Genomic DNA, 22,019 nt, shown 5'->3' with positions numbered 1-22,019 from the left:
TTAGGTTGGTTCGTTCGTCGCCGCTCCGTCGACTACGATCGTTCCTCCAGACGATACCGACCCCTCGTCGGACGGCTTCGACGGATCACGCGGTTTCTTCTGCTCAATCGGTTTCTTCGTGACCGCGTCTTCTGTCACCGTCAGCACGACGGTATCCGCCGATTCGTCAGACGCCTTATATCCAGGGCCCTCGACGCGGACGATCACCTCGATAGCGGTGCCCGCTTTCTCGTCGCCAGTCGATTCGAACGCCGCGTACGACGACGAGACGGCGGAGTGCTCGGCGAGCCGTATTAGTCCATCGTAGACGACGCCCTCGACGGAATCGGCCGGAGTCTCGCTCACGCCGATCGCTCCCGTCGCGACCGACTCGAAGTGCTCGGCGAATGCGGGTCGCACGAGAACGGTGACGGTAAACGCGGCGCGCTCGTCGACGTCGTCGAACCCCTCGTACGCGACGGTCACGGGGAATTCGGGGCCCGAGATAGCGATCGAATCGACGGTCCCGTTTTCGGCGTCGATGACGAGACTCTCGTGCACCGAATCGGTAGTGACCGTAACGCTCACGTCCCGTAGCACGGTTACCGTGAGCGTGTAGGTTTCCGACGCGGTCGCCTCGTACGTTCGGGATTCGGCGATCACTTCGATCTCGAGGTCCGTCTCGACCCGGTCGCCTCCTTCGGCCGGCCCAAATTCGGCGTAGTCGTCGGAAACGTCCGAATGATCGGCGAGATCGATCGACTTTCGGTCGAATGCATCCGATCGAAGCGGCGCGGAAACGGTATCGTCGGGCGTTTCTCCCGAGTCTATCGTTCCGGACACCAGCGGCTCGGCTTCGTCGGCGAACGCTGGCCTCACCGACAGCGTAACGTCGAACTCGGCTTCGTTCCCCGCTTCGCGGCGAAAGTTCTCGTAGTCGATCCGGATATCGGTCGTCTCGCCGGGGATGGTAACCGGATCGACGGTATCGTCTCGCGTTCCGACGACGACGTCGTCGGACGGAAAACCGGCGTCGACGGTGACCGCCGGTCCGTCTTCGTCGGTTCCGGTCAAGAGCAGGTGTCCGAACCCGATGATAGCGGCCGTTCCGGCTCCTGCCGCTCCGAGAAGCGCGTTTCGCCGAGAGATACCGTACTTCTCGAGCAGTTCCTTGTCTGTCGTCATATCACAACGCTTCGAGCTGATGGGTGGTCGGTCGTTCTCGTCGTGGGACGCGTCTAGGAATCAATCGCTTTCCGCGGGCGCGTTCTCGGCTTCGCCGTCGAGTACGATGTGGCCCCCAACTTCGACCTCGATGTCGTCTTCGTCGACGGTGGTGACCGTCACGTCGAGATCGACTTCGTCCTGCCCGGATACGTCCTCGTAGCTCTCCGCTTCGACCTGGAGCGTAAACTCCAACGTCGTCGTCAGCGACTCGCCGACGCCGTCGTCGGGCTCGAAGTCCTCGAGGTCGATCTCGGAGTGGTCGTCGATGTCGAGACTCTCCACGCCGAGATCGGCTTCCAACTCGTTCGTAATTTCATCGGCGGGCAACTCGCCGGCGTCGATTGCGGTTTCGAATATCGTCTCCGGCGATGCAGTAAGGTGGTCTTCGTTCACTTCGAGGTCGAGTTCGACGCCGAACTCGTCCTCGCCGTCACCGACCTGACTTTCTTGGAAATTGATGTATTCGTACGCTATTTCGGTCTCGCTTCCGTCGATAAACACCGACTCGACGCCGCCGTCGATCGTGTCGATCGTGACCCCTTCTCCCGTGAGTTCCAGGTTGCTGAACGCGAACGCCGGCTCGTCATTAGAGAGGAACGCTCGATAGCCGAGCAGCCCGCCGCCGGTGACCCCGGCGACGCCGAGTAATGTCGTCCGTCGACTCAGCAGTGCACTACCGCGTTCGCCGCTCTCCGCTTTCGTTTGCGAGCTTCCCATGGGTACGACGACCACAAAATGACATATAGAAATTGTATATTTTCTCACTGAATGAAGCCAAATAGGTATCAATCACGCGCATTGGCCACGATGACGGCTTAAATTCGTTGAAGCTGAAGGGGTTCGCTTGATCCCCGTTCGGTCGAAAACCTTCCGCTCACGCCGCTCAAACCCGTGGAAGGGGAGACCGGAAACAAACTACCTCAATCCCGGTCGTTATCGATCCTCGAGAATTCGATCCAGACGACGGCCATCGCGAGCACGAAAACGAGGATTAGCCCCGCGTACAGCCCGATCTCTATCCACCCGGCCAGTTGTCCCTCCACTGCTTTGACGAGCGCCCATTCCCACCCGACGAAGAGGACGAGAAACGCGGTCGCGACGGTCGAGAGCGCGGTCACGTAGGTTACGGCGAAATAGACCCCTAGACCGACGAACAGCCCGTACACGATGACGACGGTTAGAAGGTCCCACTCCCACGGGCCCTCGAGACCGATCCAGACGGTGAAAATCCCAGAATAACGATGGGAACGAGGTTTCCGGAGATGTCTCGGACCGAGTGTTTCGACAGGCTGGCGAACGACATCGATCGACGGTCATCCGTCCCCTCGTGAGGGGTCCGGTTTTGTCGAAGACGATCACCGCCGCACCGCGTGCTATCAAAAACCTATCACACCCAACGAACGCAGGCGGTCCGAGAGAGGATCCGTCGTTCGCTGACGCTCGGTGCGCACGAACCGGTACTCCTTCGGCGAACCGTCCACCCGTTCTCGAAAAAGACTGTAAACCCACTCCGGCCGGAACCGAGGACGACCCTACTGCGCGAGATAGCCGCCTTCGACGGGGAGGGTAACTCCCGTGACTCGAGAGGACATATCGGATCCGAGGAACAAAACGGCGTTTGCGATTTCCTCGGGATCGGCCAGTCCGGGCATCGGTTCCGTCTCGAGGAACTGCGCTTCCATTTCGGGGTGTTCCTCGACCGTCCGTTCGATCATCTCGGTTCGGACGATTCCCGGCGCAACTGCGTTCGCACGGATACCGTCCTCCGCGTACTCGAGTGCGGCGTACTTCGTCAGTTGGCCGACAGCCGCTTTCGCGGCACCGTAGCCGCTGTACTGGGGAACGGCGACTTCGCCGCCGATCGAGGAGGCGCTGATGATCGAGCCGCCGTCGTCCGCGAGCATCGCCTCGATGCCGTATTTCATGCCGTACCAGACGCCTTTCAGGTTGACATCGATCACTTGCTCGAAGGCGTCGTTGTCGTACTCTCCGAGTCGTGCGACCGGGCCTTCGATCGCCGCGTTGTTGAAGAGAACATCCAATCCACCGTACTCACTGACGGCGGTTTCGATCATCGATTTTGCGTCGTCCGGATCGGAGATATCCGTCCGGACGAACGTCGCCTCGCCGCCGCTCTCGGTGATATCGGCGACCGTTTTCGAACCACCGTCCTCGTCTACGTCCGCGACGACGACTGACGCGCCGTGGTCGGCGAACGTTTTTGCCGTGGTTCGCCCGATTCCGGATGCCGCACCCGTAATGACTGCAACGTCGTTTTCGACTAGCTTCATGGACTATCGCTTCGGCTCACAACAGATAGCGATTCTGATCGGCGTTCGTAGTTGCATGTAAATAACCCACATAAGACACGTCTATTTGAATGATAATTCCTCCTTAGTTAGTTATTCACTATGATGATTGAGGTCACGATAGCGCTAAACGCACCTCATTGAGGCGTTCTGTAAATTCAGGTCGCCATACCTGACACTTGGCAAGAACGCTTATGTAGAACACAACTCAACTATTTGAGTATGAGTTACTACGAATCAGATGCGCTGACGATCGAATGGGATTCAACGGTAGAAGCCGTCGTGATGGACTGGCACAACTTCGCGAAAGGTGACCAATATCGAGACGGACTTGAGAAGGGCCTGGAGTTAGTCGAAGAAAAACGAGCCGAAAACTGGCTCGCCGATCTCCGCGATCTCGGGACCGTGACCCAGGAGGATCAGGAGTGGACACAAGAAGAGTGGCATCCTCAAGCGTTCGAAACCTCGCTCTCGACTATCGCGGTGCTTCAGCCGGAAAGCGTCGTCGCAAACATGTCCGTCGAAAACCTCGTCCAGGAGTTCGGATCCAACGAGAACAAATCGCGGATATTCAGCGATCGAGGCGAGGCAGAGTCGTGGCTCAAAAACCAGTAAGGCCCCGGGCTAACTTTGCAGAAATGGCGAGTGGTATTGCCCTTAACCGCTACTTTTCCGTCTCTCAGTATCGATCTGTTCTCGAAGAGACAGCCGAGCAGGAGACGAGCAGACGAGTTGAGTTGATTTTAGCTCCAAGCGGACGAGGTGATCTCAGTTCCGATCCGGCATCGTCGATGGCCGAGCAACGGCGTTCATATCCGGGCGACCCGAGGATGGCATCGTCGAATGCCTCGTCGAGCGACCCGGTGAAGAGTCCTCATCACTGCCGCCAACCAATTCCCCGCCGAGTAACCCGTCCTCGTCCTCCTGCTGGTCCGATTCCTCGCGTTCGGCCTCCTCATCGTCAACTTCCCGGTCGCCGTGGTCTTCGTCGGTGCTACTGTCTGTCTCACCGCCACGAAGCCCCTCGAGTCGAGCCTGGAGCGATTCGAGTTCGTCGCTAAATCCCTCAACATCGGTTCCGGCGACGGATTCGAGCGTCGACCCGAGCATCGACTCGTCTTCCGAATCGGCCTCATCACTCGATCCGGTCTCACCATCCGATCCCCCCTCTGAGTCGGCCTCACCATCCGCCCCGTCCTCGGTACCTGGTCCGCCATCGGAATCTGGTGCTGATTCAGTGTCTCGCCGGCTGTCGTCCCCGCCCGCTTGAAGCGTTTGGCGGAGGTCGTGTAGGTTCTCCTCGAGTGTCGCTCGCCGGTCGTCTCCGCCCTCATCACTGTCGCTACCGGCACCACTCTCCTCGAGGAGATCCGCGACGGTTGCAAGCGTGACCAGCGCGTGGAGTTCTCGAAGCTCGTCTTCGGGAGCCTTCGCGATCGCTTCGGGAATCGATGCTGGTTCGCTTCCGTCTGGGAGTTCGGCGAGCCCGACCGCCTCGAGAACCGCTTCCGGATCGTTCGTCTCGATGATCTCCCGTGCGTCCGCGGCGTTCTCGAGAAGCGGGCTCGGATCGCCCGGTTCGGTCAGTTCGTCCTGTTCGCCGAGCTCCTCGAGCGGGGCGTCGAAGACGTCCTCGAGAGCGGCGTCGGCCTCGAGTTCGTCCCGTGTCGAGGAGAGCAGTTCCGAGAGACGGTCGCCGATATCGTTGCTCATTGTCTTTCACTGGATGGTTCGGTATGGTTCGTGTTGGTCGTGGGTTCGTGCCGAAGCCCGTACTCAGCTCCCGTTCGACACCGTCGCAAACTCCTCGTCGTCCGATTCCGAGACGGTTTCGACGATCCGTTCGGTCATCTCCTCGCGACTGAGATTCGCCTTCACGCCGACATCTTTGGCGACCGATTGGAGGTCCGAATACGACATGATCTCGAGGAACTGCTCGAGAGTCTCTTTGCGAAGCCCCTCGAGGTCGCCAGCATCGGGTTCATCACCCTCGTCGCTATCCTGTTCGTCGTCGCTCGTCGAGTCCTCGTCCGCCACTTCACCACCCTCTTCTCTCTCGCCGTTCTCCTCGTCCACCTCTTCGACCCCACCATCCTCGTCGTCCTCCTCGTCCACCTCTTCGGCCTCACCATCCTCGTCGTCCTCCTCGTCCTCGCTCTCGAGAACGCCTTCGAGGCTGCTCCCTTCAGTAATCCCTTCCGCCAGCGAGGCTACCGAGTCGCTGGCCTCGAGGTCTTCGAGGGTATCGGCGAAGGCGTCTTTGATCGCGGTCGTGAGCTCGGAGCGGAGTTCCGAACGGTCTTTTTCTTCCTCGAGTCCCTCGCTGACCGTTTCGTGAACCTCGCGGCCGATCGCACCGCCGAGTTCGCGGCCGATTCTGTCGCCGAACTCGCGACCGACGGACGCTCCGATTTCGTCGCCATTGATGCTGTCCTCGAGCGATCCGTCGCCGATCATATCGGCAACGTCGACCTGTTCGCTGATTTCGTCGGCGACGAGCTGTTTCAGATCCGACCCGTCACTCATCCGCCCCACCCCGATACTCTCCGACCGCGGCTGGGCGACTCGCTCCCATTGGACTACTCCTCCTCGGACTCCTGATCATTCTCACTTTCCTCTTCGTCGTCACCGGTTTCCTCGTCCGCTTGTTGGTTCTCGTCTTCTTGCTCGTCCTCATCCTCGTCGCCCGCTCCCTCGCTTTCGGATTCTGCGTCCTCGTCTTCAGATTCCGCGTCGCCTTCGCCCTCCGCTTCGTCTTCTTCCTCATCCTTGGCGGCTTCCTCGTCATCGCTTTCTTCGTCTTCGGCCTCATCCTCAGTGGTTTCCTCGCCATCGCTCTCCCCATCGTCCGCTTCCTCCTCGGCGTCTTCTTCCTCCGCCTCGTCGGAAGTCACTAACTCCTCGACGACGAGTTCACCGATCGTCCGACCGACGGACTCGCCGATCTTTCGTCCGACGAACGCACCAATCTGTCTTCCCAGCGCCTCGCCGAGCGGTTCGTCCTCACTGATTTCGCCTTCCCACTGGGTTCCCTCGAGCAGTTCCTGAATATCGATGTTTTCCGTGATCTTCTCGTAATCGATTCGCTCGGTAACTGATTGTTCACTCATGATTGGGATTCCGCTTGCGTCGGTGATTCGGACTGGGACTGTTCGCTCGAGTCGTCCTGACTGCTTTGCGGTTCGATCTGTTCGGCCAGTTGCCGGATAATTTCGCTGACGATCGTCGCGACGAGTTCCTCGATGGGGAGACCGGGAACGAGACCGACGAGTTTCTCCTTCAGCCACTTGCCAGCGGCTGCGAGCCGACCGCCGGATGCTTCGTCGTCGCTCGGTTCGCCTTCGTCGCTCTCCTCGCCGTCATCCTCCTGCTCGCCGCTATCTTCGGTACCGAATAAACTGCCGAACAAACTACTGAAGAAGGCCTTCGGCTTCCCGAGCAGGCTTTTGAGTCGATTCGTCACCTTTCCGTAGAGGCTACCGAGATACTGTTTGGGCTTCTCGAGCAACGACCCGAGCAGTGCCTTCGGTTTTTCGAGGAGGGATTTTGCTTTGTCGAGGGCCCCACTCAGCATCGCCTTGGGACCGTCGAGGAGCCCCGTTACGGCGGATAACAGGTTCCCCAGCAGGTTGTTCTCGCCCGGCCGAGCCGACACGTCGAGCGTGACCGGATTCAGGTTGACCTCGAGCCCGAGCAGGTCGAGAAACAGGCCGTCGAGATCGAGGTGGAGAACGCCGGAGGCGTCGTCGCCTTCGTAGACGTCTTCGGCGTCCTCGACGTGGTATTCGTCCTCCTCGTCACCCTCGTCAGAATCGGCCTCACCGTCACTCTCATCGGAATCATCCCCGCCGTCGCTTTCGTGGGAATCACCTTCACCCTCATCCTCGTCGGAGTCGTCCGCATCAGTAGATTCCTCGTCGTCGTCAGTCTCACGTTCTTCGCTCTCGTCTCCCGGTTCCGCCGTCTCTTCGTCGTCCATCTCTCCGTCCGCACCGTCTGACTCGTCTGATTGTGCATCCTCTTGGCCGCCGTCCTCGGATTCATCATCCGCTGTTGTGGATGTCTCTTCTGACTCGGCGGTCTCTCCATCGGTTTCCGATCCTTCGTCTTCGTCGCCTTCTTCGGAAACTTCCGCCTGGCCGCCATCGGTCATCACTCTCCTCGCCGTTTGTCGTTCGTCGTGGTGATGGCTCGAGGTGGCACCGACGCATCCGGAGTCCGGATGATCCTCGAAGCCATCACCGGCTAACCCGTCTGTCATTATACGTGAACATACACGAGAAAGACCGTTGTGGTGGTTTCCCTTGCGTGTGCGACCGTTGGGACCACTCGGACGAACGCTCCAATCTAGCGATGTCGATAGGTGATGAGATCGTGAACGGGTACGTGTCGGACGAAAGGAATCCGTCTCCGATCGACGAATCCCCTCAGGTAGCTTCACTCTGCTCGAATCCGATTTCCGCCCCACGCTGTCGTTACTCGAGCGAACCGACGCGAAGGGCGTACTTCCCTCGCGTCCGGTCTTCGTCGTGGTACTCGACCGGCTCTTCGATCGCGGCGACCGTCCCCCCGCGAACGGCTGCTGCGGTCGCGATCCCTTCGAACCGCTCGAGGGCCTGCTCGCCGTCATCGAGAGAGAAGCATCGAACGCCGTGCGTGTCGGGATCTCGAACTCGGAAGTTCTGCGCACAGGGTGCGACGAGCGTCTCACCGACCGCCTCGAGGCCGTGGACGAACCCGCCGACGTTCGCGTCCCAGAGCGGGTCCCCTCTGGCGTCGAAGGCGGCGATTCGGTGCTCGTTCGGATGGCGATTTTCCGTCTCTCGGCTCTCGATCGCGTACGTGTTCCCGGTCACGAACGCGACGCGGCCGTCGTTCGCGTGGGCGTGGTTCGGATAGGCGTACAGCGTCTCGCCGTCGATTTCGGTCTCGGTCGCGAGGTCGACGCGCCACAGTTCTTTCCCGCCGGAGCCGAGTACGTAGCCCCGCTTATCGCCGTGACTCGAGACGGCGATTCGGTCGCCGTCGAAGGACACGTCACCGACGCGTCGGTCTCCCTCGGTTCCGGGGTCCCATGTCCAACTCGGCGACCCGGAATCGGTCTCGAGCACGACCAGACCGTTGTCGTGCTCGCCCATGCACCGATTGTAGCCGACGGCGAGTCGGTCTCCGGCGTCGTCGAGGTCGATCGAAATCGGCGAGGCGTCGGTTTCGTAGCGCCAGCGAACCGTTCCGTCGGCGTCGAACGCGTAGACGGTGCTGTACCATTCGCGGTGCTCTCCGTCGCGTTCGTAGCGCCGCGCGGCCGCGTACAGCGCGGGCTCCGTTTGATCGGCGACCGTTCCTTCGCCGTCTCCTACGGAGCCCGCCTCGAGGCCGACGACGTAGGGAAGGTAGAAGATGCTCTCCCTCGAAGCCTCTCCGACATCTTTGCGCGTGTCGTAGGACCACTCCCGCTCGCCCGTCTCGAGGTCGTAGGAAGCGACCGTCCCGATTTCGCCGCGACCGGCGACGACGAGGGAATCGCCGAGCGTCTCGAGGCCGACCGCGTGTTCGGGGTGGTCGACCGACCACCGCGGCTCGAGCGTCTCTCGGTCGAATGCGGTGACGATACCGTCCCACTCGCCCGCAATGACGAGTGAGTCTGTCGCGTGAACGCTCGAGCGGGTCCACATGTGCCGACTCCGGGCGCTCTCGATGTCGCCCAGTTGGCGTTTTTCAAACCCCGCCGATCGCTCCGTTTCGTTTGCCGCCATGCTCACTCCTCCGGGAACGTCTCGTGGAGCAGGTCGTGAGCGTCCTCGAGTCCCTCGAAGATGCTCTCGCCCTGCTCAGTTAGTCGGTGGACGGCGCGCTCGGCGTCGCGAACGGCCAGGAGACGACCCCGCGTGTAGTTGTATTCGGGATCGTCCTCGTCCATCGTCGCGACCGTCTCCTCTAAATCGACGAGCGCGGCGTCGAGATGGCGTTCGATTTCGGTGAGGCTTTCGGCTTCGGTCAGCGCCTCGATCGGCCCCTCGAGGTGGCCTTCGAGGTCGTTCTCCGCGTGTTCGCGGGCGTGTCGGTCCCCGACGCCGAGGACGTTCATCAATCCGAGTTTCAGCGCTTCGATTTCGTAACAGCTCATAGCGGTAGTACTATTATAACGTCTGGTCGACGAGATCGCTCACGATGCGATCCCTGTCTAGGTGGTCGGAAACGATTCGATCCGCGTCGTCCGCGTCGACGTCGCCGTACCAGATTCCGTCGGGGTAGACGGCGACCATCGGCCCGTCGCCACAGCGGCCGAGACACGACGATCTGGTGATTCTGGCGTCGCAGTGCTCGGAGTCTCGAGCCTCCTGTCGAAGGCGCTCGAGGACGGCGGGCGAGCCCATCTCCGAACAGGTTCGATTCGTGCAGACGGCGACGTGCTTTCCCGGCGCATTGTGGCTGTGCGGGTCGTCGTCGACGTTCTCGCGGTCCGCGTGACTCTCCTGATGGGCCAGCGCCCGCAGCATCGCTCGAGCGCCGCCCCGATCCTCCTCGTAGCCCTCGAGGTCGACTTTGTACTTGCACGTATCGCAGGACATTTCCACGCTGTCCGACCTGGCTTCCTGCCAGCGGTCCGCGAAAACGTCCAGCAGTCTCGAGTCCGTGCCGAGCGGGTCGCCGGCGGCCGCCTCGACGTAGGGGTAGTCCGCGTCGAACTCGTCGGTCCAGTCGCGCACGCGCTGGGTCAACACGCCGTCACCGAGCATGTACGGGAGGACTACGACGGCGTCGGGTCGGTGCTTCGAAAGCCCGTGGAGGGACTCTTCGAGTCGCGGTTCCGTCACGCCGACGAACGACGCTTCGACCCTCGAGAACTCTCGACCTTCGTAGAGCAGTCGGGCCAGTTTGTGCACGTCGCCATTGGCGTCCGGATCGCTCGAGCCCCGCGCACAGAGGACGACCGCGACATCGTCCGCGGCGCGATCGACATCCAACTCGCGTTCGACGGTCCCAGCGCGGTCCTCGAGCAGATCGAGAATCGCCGGATGTATTCCCAGATGCGCACCGTTGTTGATCCCGATGTCGTAGGCGGCTCGAGCCTGATCGATCGCCAGCGGCACGTCGTTTTTGACGTGGCTCGCGGCGAACAGCGAGCAGTGGACGACGGTGACCTGGCTCGTCACCGCGGATAACGTCTCGAACGCCTCGTCGATGGCCGGCTCGGCCAACTCGAGAAACGCCGCGTCGACGGGGATCCCGAGTCGCGACTCGAGGTCGGCCGCCAGCTCGCGAACCTGTTCGTTCGAGCGCTCGCGCCTCGAGCCGTGGCCGACCAGCAGGACGGCCTCGTCGTCGAAGGCGAACGCGATGTCGTCGGTTTTGCTCATGCGTGTTTTCGTCGCGTATTCGTCGGTTGGTTCGCTCTCTCCGCACCCCGATAGCGGTCAATCGTACGATCCGGCCTGCTCGAGGCTCTTTCGCAACTTTCGCTCGCGACTCGGCGCGTACAGCCCCGTCTCCTCGCAGTCCTCGTAGAGCCACGTGCCGAACTCGGGGGCGGCTTCGTCGTCGACGCCGAACCAGTAGCCGCCCGAAGAAGTCGCCGAGAGATCCCCCATTGGTGCCCCAATCGGGCAGTCCTCGATCAGCTCTCGAGTCGCCTCGAGAAGCGCCTCGTCGTCGTGGACGAACGAGATGCCGACGGTCCCGCTCCCCGACTTGAAACAGATCGTTCCACAGCCCTCGAGGATGCCCCGGAGCAGTTCTCGATCGTGGCTCGAGAACGCCGAAAAGCGGTAGTTCCCACGTCCGTCGACGGGTAATCCGAGCGTTCCGCTGCGTCCGAACAGCCCGCCGTCCGCGTTGCTGGTCTCGCCCTCACCGCTCGCCGCACCGTCGTCTGCGCCGCTCTCGCCGATTTCGAGCGTGTACTCGTCCTCTGTTCGGGTGATCGACGCGTCGTGGGCGTACTCGCGGCTGGTCGTCTCGTGGTCGATCTCGCCGCCGGCGATCGCCGCGAGAACCTTTGCGGACGCCTCGTCGTTGGTCACGACTTCGACGGTGCCGTCGCCGACGTCGCCGCTCCCGGCGATATGTCCCCAGAGGTAGGCCGACGCGGGGTGACCCGCGAGCGGATCGGCGGGAACCTCGATCTCGAGCGGTTGGCCGTCGGATCCGGAGGCGGCGTCGCTCATTCGCCCACCTCTCCACTCATTCGCCGACCTCCTGGACGATGATAGCGTCGGTCGGACAGGCCGCGGCGGCCTGCTGGGCCTCGTCGAGCCGGTCGTCGTCGAACGTCGCGACGACCCGCTCGGTCGTATCGGTCACCTCGCCCTCGCAGTCGTAGACGGGATCCGCGTCGGGATCGACCGTCGCCAGTCCGTCCTCGCCCTCGACGAACCGCGGATCGCGTGTCAGACAGGCGAAGATGCCGTCGCAGGCGTCTTTCTCGATGGTGATCTCGTAGGCTGGCATGGTCAGTAGTCGTATTTCGTCTCGTAGCCCCGCGGCGTGACCATCCGGTCGTCCCAGACGTAGGTCTCCTCGTTGCCGACGACGATGGTCGTCGTCATGTCGATGATCTCGCTCTCGCCGAGATCCTCGAGTTCGGCCAGTTCGGTGATCATCACCTGCTCGTCCTCGCGGCCCGCGCCGTGGACGATGCCGACCGGCGTGTCGGGGTCACGATGGGTAAGCAGTATCTCACAGCACTTCTGGAAGTTCTCGCGGCGCTTGCGGCTCCACGGGTTGTAGATCGTGATTGTGAAGCTCTCGCTCGCAACCGAATGCAGTCGCGACTCGATTTCGGGCATTGGAACCAGGTGATCCGAGAGCGAAACCGAGACGGTATCGTTTACGAGGGGAGCACCGAGACGGGCTCCGCAGGATTGGGCCGCCGGAACCCCGGGGACGACCTCGAAGTTAAGCATCGACGCCGTCGCACCCTTGGATTCGATGATCTCGAGGGCGAGTCCCGCCAGCGCGTAGACGTTGGGGTCGCCGCTGCCGACGATCGCCACGTCGTTGCCCGCGAGCGTGCGGTCGATCGCCTCCTCCGTGCGCGAGACTTCGCCGCACATCGGCGTGTCGTACAGCTCGTCGGCCTCCTCGGTAATCTCGTCGGGGATCAGGTCGATGTAGGTCGTGTAGCCGACGATGTGTTCGGCCTCGAGCAGTGCGGCCTTCGCTCGTTCGGTCATCCCCTCCGGGTGTCCGGGACCGAGCCCGACCGCGATCAGTTGTCCGGGATCGGCCTCGAAGTCCTCGACCGTGGAGCCGACCTTCTCGTCCGTTTTCTCCTGCTTGCTCGAAGCGCCCGAGTTCGCGCCGCACTTGGAACTCGAGTCGGATGACGAGTCGCTCGAGGAAGACGAGGATGCCCCGCATTTCGAGCTTGAGGACGAGGAGCCGCTCGAGGAAGCGGAACTCGCCCCGCACTTCGAAGACGATTCTTCAGTTTCCGTCGTCGACGCGCCGCATTTGGATGCCGATTCGGTCTCGTCTGCGTTGGTGTCAGTACTCATTGTCTGTTAGAAATTGTCGACGTCACGCCCGCCGCGGGGGGTGACGAGGTACGTTCGGTCGTCGTTCTCCCAGGTCTTGGTCTCGTGATTCCCGATGATCAGCGAGGTACCCATGCCCGAGACCCTGTCGTCGTGATCCGTCGCCTCGCCGAGGCTGGTGATGAAGTGATCCTCGCCGTTGCGGCCAGCGTCTTCGCGGCCGGCGTCGTTGACGATGGCCACGTAGGCGTCGTCGGTCCGTTCTTCGCGGACGATATCGACCGCCTTCTCGTAGTTTCGCCAGCAGTTGTAGAGGACGATCACGAAGCCACTGATCGCCGCCGCGCGGAGCTTCTCCTCGATTTCGTCCCAGCCACGCCACTTATCGGAGAGCGAAATCGTACAGAAGTCGTTACACAGCGGCGCGCCGACGTTGGCCGCGCCGCCGAGCGCCGCGGTCAGCCCCGGGACGATTTCGACGGGGATGTCGTTCGCGTCTTCCTCTTCGGCCATCAGGAAGATTAGATCCGACTTGCCGTAGACCGAGGGGTCACCGCCCGAAACGTGGGCGACATCTTCGCCTTCTCGAACGCGGTCGAACGCTTCCTTCGCCAGTTCGATCTGGCGACCCATCGTCGAGCGGACGATCTGCTGTTCGAAGCCGTCCTCGCGGTCACCTTCGGCTCGCGCTGCGGTGCCATTCTCTCGAGTCGCGATCCCCTCGTCGTCCACCGCCTCCTCCGGCGGAAGCGTTCCGTCGTCGCGAAGGAACTCCTGGTAGAGATCGGAGGCGATCACGCAATCGGCAGATTCGATCACCGCCTTCGCCTTCGCGGTCATGTGATCCGGCAGACCGGGCCCGATACCGACCACGTAGAGGGTCCCGTACTCTTCGGGGGTTCCCAAACCCGCTTCGTCTGCAGTGCTCTCAGCGCCGCTCATCTGCCGATCGCCACCGTGACCTCGTTTTCGTAGCCGAGCTTCTCGAGGACGAGTTCGTTTTCGGCCCCGCCGGCGATCGCACTCGCCTCCGAAACGCCCGGCCAGCCGATCAGGTCCTTCGACCGCGAGGGCGTCGGCCCCTCGTGCTCGAGGAGCGTTTCCTTGTCGAAGACGACGACGCCGAGATCGAGCTCGTCCGCGGCCTCGAGCAGTCCTTCTTCGTCTTCCTTACGGGTCGCCGTGCCGACGAACTCGACGTCGTCGAAGCTATAGTCGGTTTCCTCGAGCGCCTGTTCCCAGGCGGCGAGGAACGCCTCTTTGCTCGCACCCGAGACGCTTCCGGTGCCCAGCACGATGCCGTCGTCCTTGTTTCGCTTGAGGACGGTGACGTCGTCGCCGACGAGGACGGCCTTCGGCCCCTCGAGTCGCGCCACGGGGCCGAGATTTTCATCCAGCACGGCGAGGTTCGTCTTCACCGTCGAGTCGCCGTTGACCACGTGGGCGTCCATCGCCTTCGCGCGGGATTCGACGCCCTGCTTGCCGGCGGCCTCGCTCGCGGTGGTCATCGCCGGAACCGCACCCATCGTCGCCAGGTCCTGTGCAACCTGGTTCGCACCGTGGTGGCCGCCCGTGATCGGGATGGCCCAGGTGAGTTCCTCGTCGACGACGCAGATCGCGGGGTCCTCCCACTTGTCGTCGAGCAGGTGGGCCGTCTTTCGCATCGCGATCCCAGAAGCCATCAGGCCGATGAAGCAGTCGTACTCGCCCCAGTGCTCCTCGAAGACATCGCCGTGGTACTCGATGATATCGATACCCTCGTAGCGGTCGCCGATCTCCGCCTGAATCTCCTCGGCGGTCTCCATCTTCCGACCGAAGGAGACGATCGCGATCTCCTCGGCGACCTCGCCGTCCGAATCCGCCGTCGAACAGTGACCGCCGGAATCTGTACTCGAACTCGAGTCGTCCGTCCCGTCCGCGTTCTCAGTTCCTGAACTCATGTTGAAACCTCTCTCGTAGCAAAACCGAATTCTCCACGTCTAACCAACCCGTCCAGTCCACCGCGGGGGTGGGACTGAAAGGGGCTTTCGCTGTGGGCGAACCCGGACGACGTAAGCACTGCAGGGAGCGATCGAAGTGAGCGACCGAAGCGCGCAGCGAGGCCCGGGAGCCGACAGCGAAAGGGGCTTTCACCCGCTATTCTGCGGTTGCTGCTCGAGTTGTGTCTGTTCGAAGTCATTCTAGTCATCACTCGCCTCCGGTTCGCTCGCGTTCTCAGTCGAACTCCCCGAGGACCCCCTATTAGCCCAGTCGCCGTAGAGGAACGATCGCTCGTAGCCCGCTCCCGTCACCGCATCGCCGATAACGACCAGCGCGGAGGCCCGGTAGCCGGCTTCCTCGACTTTATCGGCAATGTTCCCGACCGAGCCGATAATCACGTCCTCGTCGGGCCAGGAGGCGTGGTAGATTACCGCGACCGGGGTCTCTGGATCGTGGTCGTCCTCGAGCAGGCGATCCATCGTGTCCCGAACCGCGTGGGTGCCGAGGTAGATGCAGGTCGTCACGTCGCCCATCTCGACGAACTCCGAAATGTGGTCTTCCTCCTCGGTCAGGGTCTTGCCCTGCGGCCGGGTGAACGCGACGTGGTTCGAGACCTCATTTAACGTCAGTTGGGTCCGAAGGGTCGCGCTGGCCGCGAACGCCGAGGTGACGCCCGGCACGAAGTACGTCGGCACGCCCTCGTGTTCCAGCGCGTCCATCTGCTCCAAGGCGGCCCCGTAGATCGCGGGGTCGCCGCTGTGGAGCCGCACGACGTTCTCGCCGTTCTCGTAGGAGTCGCGCATTAGCGGGATCAGTTCCTCGAGGTCCTTTCCGACAGAGTTCACCAACTCCGCGTGTGCGCAGTACTCATCCAACAGCTCGCTGTTGACCAGCGAGCCGGCGTGGACGACGAGGTCCGCCTCCTCGAGCAGTTCCTTTCCGGCCACGGTCAGTAGTCGCGGATTACCGGGACCGGCTCCGACGAAGGGGATACCCTCCTGGTCGTCTCCCGCGCTGTGGTCGAAAATTCGGTCGTCCAGTTCCTCGCGGCGGCGCTCGCCCTGCGAATCGATTGCATCCTGCGGGTCGTTGTGCGTGTTATCGTCAGTCATCGGTGTCCTCCACAGTCGCCGCCTTCACAGCCTTCGGTGTGCTCGAGTTCGACCAGTTCGTCGTCGCGCCGGTCGCGACCGCCGTCCGCGACCGGCTCGCCGCCTGCAGTCGTCTCGTCTGATCCTGCCTCGTCATCGGTCTGAAAAGCAGCCGTCGCCGATTCGATCTCGAGGTCTTTTTTCTCGGCGTAGGCGAGCGTGTAGTAGTCCCGTTCGTCGATGTCGGCGGGGTCGTCCGTAATCAGCGTCTCGCCCTGTTCCATGAACAGCCGTCGGCCGTAGGTCACGTCGTACCCCGCCTCCACGAGCCCCTCGTGGGTCGCCGGCGCGTCGGTGACTTTGAACAGGATCATCCGATCCGGACCGGTCGGGCTCGCCCCGTCCGCGGCCTCGCGAAGGGAGAGCCCCGCGCCGGCCTCGATTTCGACCCCCATCGCGGTCGCAAAACCCGTCACCGCGCTCACGCCGGGAACGATCTCGAGGTCCACGCCGTCGTGGAAGGCGTCGATCGTCCGGCGCAGGTGGCCGAAGGTCGAGTAGACGTTCGGATCGCCGAGCGTGACGAACGCGACGTCGCCTTCTCTGGCTCGAGGCGCGACTTCCGCGGCGGCTTCCTTCCAGGCCGAGCGGAGCTTCTCTTCGTCTTTGGTCATCGGAAAGTCCAGATCGCCGATCTTCGACTCGTCGACGTGGTTCAGCGCGACCGACCGCGACAGGCGACCGGGCGAGTAGACCACGTCGGCTTCCTCGAGCACTCGCTTTCCGCGGACCGTCACGAGGTCGGCTTCGCCGGGGCCGAGGCCGATTCCGTAGAGCGTCATCGAAGAGTGCTCCCTCCGTCGGCGGCCACTTTTTCGCCATCGTCGGTCTCGTGGTCGGGTGTCGCGCTCCCGACCAGCATGTAGACCGGGTTGTCCGAATTGAAACTCGTCGCCCCGGCGAGTTCGTAGCCGTGACTCACCTGGAACTGGACGACATCCTCGAGCAGGTCCCGCTCTCGAAACGCCTCCGTTGCGCGACCGGCGACCTCGAGTCTCGAGACGTTCATGATCACGCGATCGATTTCGGTCTCGACGGCGTGATCGAGGACGGATTCGAAGTTCCGACTCCCGCCCAGAAAGAGCGCATCGGCGTCGTCGGGAAGCCCCTGGGGAGCTTCCTCGTTCCGGAGCTCGACATCAGCTCGGATCGAGTCCTCGTTCGCGGCGAGGTTCTTCTCCGTCGTCTCGAGTCGTTCGGCCTTCCGCTCGAGAGCGGTCACTCGCCCAGCGTGCTGAGCCGCTTCGATGGTGATCGCTCCCGTACAGGAGCCGACCTCCGCGAAGTGGTCGTCGGCCTCGAGGGCGAGTTTCGAATGGACGACGGCGCGGACCTCCGACTTCGTCGGCCCGGCCTTCGCATCGTGTGGAAGCGCGATGGGTGGCATCACCGGATGGAACAGAAGCCACCCCTAAAACAATTTTGTTTGGAGTAGATCAAGTGGTGTTGTGGTGTGCTGCGGTTGAGCGCGGAACGGAAATTGCGAGGCAAATTATTTCCCGGCCGAGGCGCTACGTATCGCTATGTCCCGTGGTGTCGAAGACGAGACGACGATCAACGACAGCTACTCCATCACGGTGCCGGCAGCGGTCAGACGAGAAGCGGGCATCGAAGCGGGCGATAAACTCCGGTGGCGCGTCGACGAGGAGCAAAACCTCTCGATCGAAGTCGTAAAACAACGGTACGGCGCGTTCTCCGAACTCAAGCCGGTGGATATCGGAGTGGACACGAACGCGGCCGACGACCACGATCTCGTCGCCAGGGACAGCTGATGGCGCGAGTCGTCGTCGACGCGAACGTGCTTATCGCCGCGCGATTGTCGCGCGATCAGGATCACGATCGAGCGCTCGCGCTTTCGCAGGCGTTCGATCAAAACGAACTGCCGACGGCGCTCATCTTGAGCGACATCCTCGAAGAAGTCAGCAATTACCTTCAGGCGAGAGGGTCACACGAGATCGCGGTGCGAACGCTCGACGCAGTTATCGAGAGCGGCGGCTTCGAGATCGTCCACACGCCGAAAACCGATTTCGACGCCGGGCGGTCGCTGTTTAGACGCTACGAAAACTTATCGCTGACCGACGGCGTCATTGCGGCCTCGATGCAACGACAGGACATCGAGTACCTCTATTCGTTCGACGACGACTTCGACGCCGTCGAGGGAATTGCACGGCTCGAGACGGTTGACAATCCGTTCGAGTAACGAGAGCGACCCGATCTGCTATCGGCTTCAATTCCCGAACAACTCGAGAGCCGCTTCAATTCCCGACCGACTCGAGGAACCGATCGAACGCCCCGCTTTCGGGGTGGACGTGGACGTACGTGCCGAGCGATTCATATTCGACCAATCCATCATGATCGCCGTCGATACCGTCCCCGCGAACCGTCTCGAACGCGAAGCGGGCGTCGCCCGCCACGTCGGCGCTCGAGTAGTGAAACTCGTGACCCCGAATCGTCTCGCCGGCCTCGGCCGTCAGGGTTCCATCGATCGCCTCGAGTTCGACGTGATCCAACGCCTGATAGCGGTCGTGCATCGTCACGTCCGCAGGAAGGATGCCGGCCATCTCGCTTGTCTCGCCCTCGGCGGTCGTCAGCGACTCGCTCATCGCCATCAGCCCGCCGCACTCGCCGAGCACGGGGAGCCCTTCGCTCGCCAGCCTCCCGAGTTCGGAGAGCGTTCCCGCCGACTCGAGTTCCGACGCGTGGAGTTCGGGGTAGCCGCCGGGGAGGTAGACGCCGTCGCAGTCGGGAACCGAGTCGCCCGCGAGCGGTGAGAACGCGACCAGCTCCGCGCGTTCGCGAAAGCGCTCGAGGGTCGCGGGATACCGGAAACAGAAAGCGGCGTCGTCGGCGACGGCGATTCTGGCGTCGACCGACGGATCTGTCCCCCCTGCGCCGGCGACGGTCTCGGCCGCGGCGGTCTCGAGTTCGGGCGGTTCGCTCGCAACGTCGACTAACCGCTCGGCCTCCAAGTGCTCCGCAGCCTCCCGAAGCGCTTCTCTCGGCAGCGCCGCTTCTTCGCCCATCTCGAGACCGAGGTGTCGATCCGGAATCTCGAGGTCCGGCTTCGGGGGAATCCGCCCGAAGAACTCGAGGTCGTCGGGAAGGGCGTCGCGAATGCCTTGCTCGTGGCGGCCGCCGTGGGCGCGCTGGGCGACGATTCCTGCGACCTCGACGTCACGACCGATTGCGTCCGCGTACTCCCGAAACCCGAGCGCCGTCGCCGCGACGCTTTCCATCCCCGCCTTGGCGTCGACGACGAGCACGACGGGAAGGTCGAGGGCTTCGGCAACCATGGCCGTGCTCGAGCCGTCGCCGTCGTAGAGGCCCATGACGCCCTCGACGACGCAGATATCTCCCTCGCCGCGCCGGTAGTTCCGAAGGAGACCCTCCTCGCCGCAGAGCCAGCGATCGAGCGTTCGAGACGGCCGACCCGCGATCGCTTCGTGATGGCTCGGATCGATGAAGTCCGGGCCGGCTTTGGCGGGTTGAACCTCGTGACCCGCATCCTCGAGGGCCTGGACGATTGCGAGGGTTGCGACTGTTTTCCCGACTCCGGAACTGACGCCGCCGAGGACGAATCCGTTCATCATTGTGGTTGCGTTCGGACAACCGAACTTGAATCCGTCGGTGAGGCCGCCGATAGCGCCAGCGAGTTCGATATAATGGGCGACTGTCCGTTTTAATTGGGTACAGTAATCGTCCCGATACAGTACCGAGTCTCTCGCTTGGCTCCACCGTGGATCCGACGTTTACGAGGGGCTTGGATAACTACCCGAAACATTTTATATTATTTGGCATTAGATGTTTGTATACATGACAACTAAACAACCTGTGGGATCGCTAAAAGACGCTGGACCGACTGCTTCTCTAAAACTCGTCGGTCGGTGGCTACTCCTTCTGGGCACCCCGCTCGCACTCGCAGCGGTGTTGTGGTTTCATCCGGCCGCTGGCGAAGAGGTGTACTCCAATCTCGAACCGGTTGCTGACACGTGGTTCTACATTCACATCCTCCTCTTGCCTCTCTTTGGCCTGCTCGGAGTCGTCCTCTACGTACTTCTAGCCGGTTATCGGGGTACCACTGCGACCATCGGACGGATCGGAATCGCGGGATACCTCGTCTGTTATATCGCGTTCGAATCGATCGCTGGCATCGCAACTGGAATCCTCCTCCGTGAGTCACAGAACCTCTCCACCGAACAGCAGGAGGGCGTCGAAGCCGTCCTTCAGGTGATTTTTACGGAGCCGATAAACGGAGTGATCGGGGTACTGGCCCTACTCGGGACCATCGGAATCCTTCTCGCAGTCGTCGCTATCGGCGTTGTACTGCGCCGTTCGGGTGCCCCGCTCGTCCCCCTCGTCTTACTCGGTGGCGCACCGATCGCCATCGTCGCTCACGGGAGTGGGTTGGCGGATGTGATCGGGATGGTGCTGTTCGCCACCGGCGTCGCGTGGCTCGAATTCGGATGGACATCGACTGACGAAACGGAATTCAAGCAGGGAAACTGAAATCGACAGCCGATGAAGTGCCCCTCGCACAATCATCGAGGCTGCAAGGCGTAAATCGTGTGACTGGTTTACACTACCGACGAACGTAAGGGAACCGATCGGTTACGACTGTTCCGATCACAATGACCGAAGAAACCGAAGACGAAACCGAATATCACCTTCAAGAAGCGCTTCAGCACATCAACGAGGCTCGAGACGGCGACCTCAGAAAGACGAACGACGTCGCGCTCGAGGAAGTTTCGAAGACGGTGTCGGCGGTGTTGCGCGAATACACACAGGACGAGTGACGATGCCGACGGCTTCGCTTTGCTGTGTCAGATGTGTCTCTCAGTTTATCCACACAGATCTAACTAGACGACGCTTTATTTGTAATAACCTTCTGTGTGTAGATATTACCGCTTCGCGAACCTGCTTATCCGTCTCGCGCGAAAGGGAGACCGTTCGACGACGACCATGCAATTAGCGAACGACCCGAGGCGGCGAATGTTCAAGACCACACCCGTACGAACCGTCCTACAGCAGGCGTCCGTACGAACCGTTCTGCAGCAGGCAGACGGTCACCGTCTTCAGCGACAGCGACCAAATCGACCGCGAGGAACACATTCATGACACAACCGAATCAATCCGGCGAGGAAGTCAAAGCGGCCGTCCAGCAGTACTGGGACGGCCGCGCCGATTCGTTCGACGACGACAGCCAACACGGAATTCACGGCGACGAGCAACGCGAGGCGTGGCTATCGGTCTTGGAGGAGTGGACGGGCGAACCACCCCAACAGGCGCTCGACGTCGGCTGTGGAACGGGAGTCATCTCGTTGTTGTTGGCGGAGCTCGGTCACGACGTTACGGGAATCGACTTTTCCGAGGAGATGCTCGAGCAGGCTCGAGCAAAGGTCGAACAGATAGAGCGGTCGGCCGAATTCCACGCCGGCGATGCGGAGGCGTTAGCCCAATCAGACGACTCGTTCGATCTGGTGACCGGACGCCACCTCATCTGGACGCTGCCGACCCCGCCGAACGCGATCGAGGAGTGGCGGCGCGTCGTCCGACCCGGGGGACGTATAATCCTGATCGAAGGCCACTGGGATTTCGACGACCCGTTCGACGGATACGAGGAGATACACGACGACCTTCCGCTTTACGACGGGAGACCGCCCGAAGAGTTAGCAGAGTTCCTCGCGGAGCAGGGACTCGAAAACGTCGAGTACGAACCCCTGATGGACGCGGTACTGTGGGGGAAGGATCCGAACTACGAGCAGTACATTATGGTCGGCGACGTCCCCGAGTGAGCCGTCGTCCAGAGACATCGTACCCTTTCTTCGCAGAAACCGTCTCCGGCGCGATTTACGGTCGAAATATCGAGAATATCGAGACGCGTCTCCATTCGGGGG

At 62.0% G+C, this 22,019-nt stretch carries 26 protein-coding genes; 6 read left to right on the top strand and 20 right to left on the bottom strand.

Annotation, left to right across the window (positions count from 1 at the left end; genetic code table 11):
* The 4 genes from ACZ5C7_RS14420 to ACZ5C7_RS14405 all read right to left on the bottom strand — a co-directional run bounded on the left by ACZ5C7_RS14420 (position 1) and on the right by ACZ5C7_RS14405 (position 3,497).
* A complete protein-coding gene (locus ACZ5C7_RS14420; protein ID WP_464376988.1) occupies positions 1-1,164 on the bottom strand; it encodes a hypothetical protein in 1,164 nt (387 codons plus the stop codon).
* A 60-nt stretch (positions 1,165-1,224) separates the two neighbouring features.
* Positions 1,225-1,923, bottom strand: a complete 699-nt coding sequence (locus ACZ5C7_RS14415) for a hypothetical protein (RefSeq protein ID WP_464376987.1) — start codon at positions 1,921-1,923, stop codon at positions 1,225-1,227.
* 203 nt (positions 1,924-2,126) lie between these two features.
* Positions 2,127-2,372 (bottom strand): hypothetical protein, encoded by a 246-nt coding sequence (locus tag ACZ5C7_RS14410; RefSeq protein WP_464376986.1) that lies wholly within the window; start codon positions 2,370-2,372, stop codon positions 2,127-2,129.
* Between the two features lie 366 nt (positions 2,373-2,738).
* The gene (locus ACZ5C7_RS14405) at positions 2,739-3,497 is read right to left on the bottom strand and encodes an SDR family NAD(P)-dependent oxidoreductase (protein ID WP_464376985.1); all 759 of its coding nucleotides are present in this window, start codon (positions 3,495-3,497) and stop codon (positions 2,739-2,741) included.
* A gap of 240 nt (positions 3,498-3,737) precedes the next feature.
* Between ACZ5C7_RS14405 and ACZ5C7_RS14400 the strand changes: the two genes are divergently transcribed.
* Complete coding sequence (locus ACZ5C7_RS14400) at positions 3,738-4,130, top strand: hypothetical protein (protein ID WP_464376984.1); 393 nt, start codon at positions 3,738-3,740, stop codon at positions 4,128-4,130.
* Positions 4,131-4,283: 153 nt separating this feature from the next.
* On the opposite strand, the gene ACZ5C7_RS14395 is transcribed toward ACZ5C7_RS14400, so the two are convergent.
* The 15 genes from ACZ5C7_RS14395 to cbiT all read right to left on the bottom strand — a co-directional run bounded on the left by ACZ5C7_RS14395 (position 4,284) and on the right by cbiT (position 17,512).
* Positions 4,284-5,228: a hypothetical protein gene (locus tag ACZ5C7_RS14395; protein ID WP_464376983.1), complete on the bottom strand. Its 945-nt coding sequence runs from the start codon at positions 5,226-5,228 to the stop codon at positions 4,284-4,286.
* Positions 5,229-5,291: 63 nt separating this feature from the next.
* Entirely contained in the window at positions 5,292-6,041 is a 750-nt protein-coding gene (locus ACZ5C7_RS14390; protein WP_464376982.1) for a hypothetical protein, read from the bottom strand.
* A 53-nt stretch (positions 6,042-6,094) separates the two neighbouring features.
* Positions 6,095-6,625, bottom strand: a complete 531-nt coding sequence (locus ACZ5C7_RS14385; RefSeq protein ID WP_464376981.1) for a hypothetical protein — start codon at positions 6,623-6,625, stop codon at positions 6,095-6,097.
* Entirely contained in the window at positions 6,622-7,776 is a 1,155-nt protein-coding gene (locus ACZ5C7_RS14380) for a hypothetical protein (RefSeq protein WP_464376980.1), read from the bottom strand. The genes ACZ5C7_RS14385 and ACZ5C7_RS14380 overlap by 4 nt, the downstream gene beginning before the upstream one ends.
* A 214-nt stretch (positions 7,777-7,990) precedes the next feature.
* Entirely contained in the window at positions 7,991-9,271 is a 1,281-nt protein-coding gene (locus ACZ5C7_RS14375) for an outer membrane protein assembly factor BamB family protein (protein ID WP_464376979.1), read from the bottom strand.
* A gap of 2 nt (positions 9,272-9,273) precedes the next feature.
* Positions 9,274-9,642 (bottom strand): DUF3209 family protein, encoded by a 369-nt coding sequence (locus tag ACZ5C7_RS14370; protein ID WP_464376978.1) that lies wholly within the window; start codon positions 9,640-9,642, stop codon positions 9,274-9,276.
* 13 nt (positions 9,643-9,655) lie between these two features.
* Entirely contained in the window at positions 9,656-10,876 is a 1,221-nt protein-coding gene (locus ACZ5C7_RS14365; RefSeq protein WP_464376977.1) for a CbiX/SirB N-terminal domain-containing protein, read from the bottom strand.
* A 57-nt stretch (positions 10,877-10,933) separates the two neighbouring features.
* Positions 10,934-11,683 (bottom strand): cobalamin biosynthesis protein, encoded by a 750-nt coding sequence (locus tag ACZ5C7_RS14360; protein WP_464376976.1) that lies wholly within the window; start codon positions 11,681-11,683, stop codon positions 10,934-10,936.
* A gap of 16 nt (positions 11,684-11,699) precedes the next feature.
* Positions 11,700-11,966 carry a ferredoxin gene (locus ACZ5C7_RS14355; protein WP_464376975.1) on the bottom strand — a complete coding sequence of 89 codons (267 nt, stop codon included), beginning with the start codon at positions 11,964-11,966 and terminating at the stop codon, positions 11,700-11,702.
* Between the two features lie 2 nt (positions 11,967-11,968).
* Positions 11,969-13,015, bottom strand: coding sequence for a precorrin-3B C(17)-methyltransferase (gene cobJ, locus ACZ5C7_RS14350; protein ID WP_464376974.1), 1,047 nt, complete (start codon positions 13,013-13,015; stop codon positions 11,969-11,971).
* Between the two features lie 6 nt (positions 13,016-13,021).
* Positions 13,022-13,936: a precorrin-3B C(17)-methyltransferase gene (locus ACZ5C7_RS14345; protein WP_464376973.1), complete on the bottom strand. Its 915-nt coding sequence runs from the start codon at positions 13,934-13,936 to the stop codon at positions 13,022-13,024.
* Positions 13,933-14,934: a cobalt-precorrin 5A hydrolase gene (gene cbiG, locus ACZ5C7_RS14340; protein WP_464376972.1), complete on the bottom strand. Its 1,002-nt coding sequence runs from the start codon at positions 14,932-14,934 to the stop codon at positions 13,933-13,935. Before cbiG ends, ACZ5C7_RS14345 begins: the two co-directional genes overlap by 4 nt.
* 240 nt (positions 14,935-15,174) lie before the next feature.
* Positions 15,175-16,086, bottom strand: a complete 912-nt coding sequence (locus tag ACZ5C7_RS14335) for a cobalt-precorrin-4/precorrin-4 C(11)-methyltransferase (RefSeq protein WP_464376971.1) — start codon at positions 16,084-16,086, stop codon at positions 15,175-15,177.
* The gene (locus tag ACZ5C7_RS14330) at positions 16,083-16,907 is read right to left on the bottom strand and encodes a cobalt-factor II C(20)-methyltransferase (RefSeq protein WP_464376970.1); all 825 of its coding nucleotides are present in this window, start codon (positions 16,905-16,907) and stop codon (positions 16,083-16,085) included. The genes ACZ5C7_RS14335 and ACZ5C7_RS14330 overlap by 4 nt, the downstream gene beginning before the upstream one ends.
* Complete coding sequence (gene cbiT / locus ACZ5C7_RS14325) at positions 16,904-17,512, bottom strand: precorrin-6Y C5,15-methyltransferase (decarboxylating) subunit CbiT (RefSeq protein ID WP_464376969.1); 609 nt, start codon at positions 17,510-17,512, stop codon at positions 16,904-16,906. Before cbiT ends, ACZ5C7_RS14330 begins: the two co-directional genes overlap by 4 nt.
* A gap of 136 nt (positions 17,513-17,648) precedes the next feature.
* Between cbiT and ACZ5C7_RS14320 the strand changes: the two genes are divergently transcribed.
* Both ACZ5C7_RS14320 and ACZ5C7_RS14315 read left to right on the top strand, forming a co-directional pair.
* Entirely contained in the window at positions 17,649-17,897 is a 249-nt protein-coding gene (locus tag ACZ5C7_RS14320) for an AbrB/MazE/SpoVT family DNA-binding domain-containing protein (protein WP_464376968.1), read from the top strand.
* Positions 17,897-18,325 carry a type II toxin-antitoxin system VapC family toxin gene (locus tag ACZ5C7_RS14315; protein WP_464376967.1) on the top strand — a complete coding sequence of 143 codons (429 nt, stop codon included), beginning with the start codon at positions 17,897-17,899 and terminating at the stop codon, positions 18,323-18,325. The genes ACZ5C7_RS14320 and ACZ5C7_RS14315 overlap by 1 nt, the downstream gene beginning before the upstream one ends.
* 55 nt (positions 18,326-18,380) lie before the next feature.
* On the opposite strand, the gene ACZ5C7_RS14310 is transcribed toward ACZ5C7_RS14315, so the two are convergent.
* Positions 18,381-19,712: a cobyrinic acid a,c-diamide synthase gene (locus ACZ5C7_RS14310; RefSeq protein WP_464378455.1), complete on the bottom strand. Its 1,332-nt coding sequence runs from the start codon at positions 19,710-19,712 to the stop codon at positions 18,381-18,383.
* Positions 19,713-19,938: 226 nt separating this feature from the next.
* Here ACZ5C7_RS14310 and ACZ5C7_RS14305 point away from each other — a divergent pair, with 226 nt between their 5' ends.
* From ACZ5C7_RS14305 to ACZ5C7_RS14295, 3 genes are all read left to right on the top strand, one after another.
* A complete protein-coding gene (locus tag ACZ5C7_RS14305) occupies positions 19,939-20,631 on the top strand; it encodes a hypothetical protein (RefSeq protein WP_464376966.1) in 693 nt (230 codons plus the stop codon).
* A gap of 122 nt (positions 20,632-20,753) precedes the next feature.
* Positions 20,754-20,918: a hypothetical protein gene (locus ACZ5C7_RS14300; RefSeq protein WP_464376965.1), complete on the top strand. Its 165-nt coding sequence runs from the start codon at positions 20,754-20,756 to the stop codon at positions 20,916-20,918.
* 318 nt (positions 20,919-21,236) lie between these two features.
* Positions 21,237-21,917 carry a class I SAM-dependent methyltransferase gene (locus tag ACZ5C7_RS14295; RefSeq protein WP_464376964.1) on the top strand — a complete coding sequence of 227 codons (681 nt, stop codon included), beginning with the start codon at positions 21,237-21,239 and terminating at the stop codon, positions 21,915-21,917.
* The last annotated feature ends 102 nt before the right edge of the window (positions 21,918-22,019 follow it).

The sequence above is a fragment of the Halostagnicola alkaliphila genome (assembly GCF_055379965.1).
Note: the sequence above shows the minus strand (reverse complement) of the source record. Positions and strands in the feature narration are given on the sequence as shown.

Bases quoted from the DNA above. Each gene is read 5' to 3' on its own strand.
- cobJ (WP_464376974.1), bottom strand. From the start codon at position 13,015: ATGAGTACTGACACCAACGCAGACGAGACCGAATCGGCATCCAAATGC.
- ACZ5C7_RS14315 (WP_464376967.1), top strand. From the start codon at position 17,897: ATGGCGCGAGTCGTCGTCGACGCGAACGTGCTTATCGCCGCGCGATTG.
- ACZ5C7_RS14345 (WP_464376973.1), bottom strand. From the start codon at position 13,936: ATGAGCGGCGCTGAGAGCACTGCAGACGAAGCGGGTTTGGGAACCCCC.
- ACZ5C7_RS14395 (WP_464376983.1), bottom strand. From the start codon at position 5,228: ATGAGCAACGATATCGGCGACCGTCTCTCGGAACTGCTCTCCTCGACA.
- ACZ5C7_RS14385 (WP_464376981.1), bottom strand. From the start codon at position 6,625: ATGAGTGAACAATCAGTTACCGAGCGAATCGATTACGAGAAGATCACG.
- ACZ5C7_RS14310 (WP_464378455.1), bottom strand. From the start codon at position 19,712: ATGAACGGATTCGTCCTCGGCGGCGTCAGTTCCGGAGTCGGGAAAACA.
- ACZ5C7_RS14420 (WP_464376988.1), bottom strand. From the start codon at position 1,164: ATGACGACAGACAAGGAACTGCTCGAGAAGTACGGTATCTCTCGGCGA.
- cbiG (WP_464376972.1), bottom strand. From the start codon at position 14,934: ATGAGTTCAGGAACTGAGAACGCGGACGGGACGGACGACTCGAGTTCG.
- ACZ5C7_RS14365 (WP_464376977.1), bottom strand. From the start codon at position 10,876: ATGAGCAAAACCGACGACATCGCGTTCGCCTTCGACGACGAGGCCGTC.
- ACZ5C7_RS14295 (WP_464376964.1), top strand. From the start codon at position 21,237: ATGACACAACCGAATCAATCCGGCGAGGAAGTCAAAGCGGCCGTCCAG.
- ACZ5C7_RS14355 (WP_464376975.1), bottom strand. From the start codon at position 11,966: ATGCCAGCCTACGAGATCACCATCGAGAAAGACGCCTGCGACGGCATC.
- cbiT (WP_464376969.1), bottom strand. From the start codon at position 17,512: ATGCCACCCATCGCGCTTCCACACGATGCGAAGGCCGGGCCGACGAAG.
- ACZ5C7_RS14300 (WP_464376965.1), top strand. From the start codon at position 20,754: ATGACCGAAGAAACCGAAGACGAAACCGAATATCACCTTCAAGAAGCG.
- ACZ5C7_RS14360 (WP_464376976.1), bottom strand. From the start codon at position 11,683: ATGAGCGACGCCGCCTCCGGATCCGACGGCCAACCGCTCGAGATCGAG.
- ACZ5C7_RS14415 (WP_464376987.1), bottom strand. From the start codon at position 1,923: ATGGGAAGCTCGCAAACGAAAGCGGAGAGCGGCGAACGCGGTAGTGCA.
- ACZ5C7_RS14375 (WP_464376979.1), bottom strand. From the start codon at position 9,271: ATGGCGGCAAACGAAACGGAGCGATCGGCGGGGTTTGAAAAACGCCAA.
- ACZ5C7_RS14400 (WP_464376984.1), top strand. From the start codon at position 3,738: ATGAGTTACTACGAATCAGATGCGCTGACGATCGAATGGGATTCAACG.
- ACZ5C7_RS14335 (WP_464376971.1), bottom strand. From the start codon at position 16,086: ATGACTGACGATAACACGCACAACGACCCGCAGGATGCAATCGATTCG.
- ACZ5C7_RS14370 (WP_464376978.1), bottom strand. From the start codon at position 9,642: ATGAGCTGTTACGAAATCGAAGCGCTGAAACTCGGATTGATGAACGTC.
- ACZ5C7_RS14305 (WP_464376966.1), top strand. From the start codon at position 19,939: ATGACAACTAAACAACCTGTGGGATCGCTAAAAGACGCTGGACCGACT.
- ACZ5C7_RS14320 (WP_464376968.1), top strand. From the start codon at position 17,649: ATGTCCCGTGGTGTCGAAGACGAGACGACGATCAACGACAGCTACTCC.
- ACZ5C7_RS14330 (WP_464376970.1), bottom strand. From the start codon at position 16,907: ATGACGCTCTACGGAATCGGCCTCGGCCCCGGCGAAGCCGACCTCGTG.
- ACZ5C7_RS14380 (WP_464376980.1), bottom strand. From the start codon at position 7,776: ATGACAGACGGGTTAGCCGGTGATGGCTTCGAGGATCATCCGGACTCC.
- ACZ5C7_RS14390 (WP_464376982.1), bottom strand. From the start codon at position 6,041: ATGAGTGACGGGTCGGATCTGAAACAGCTCGTCGCCGACGAAATCAGC.
- ACZ5C7_RS14405 (WP_464376985.1), bottom strand. From the start codon at position 3,497: ATGAAGCTAGTCGAAAACGACGTTGCAGTCATTACGGGTGCGGCATCC.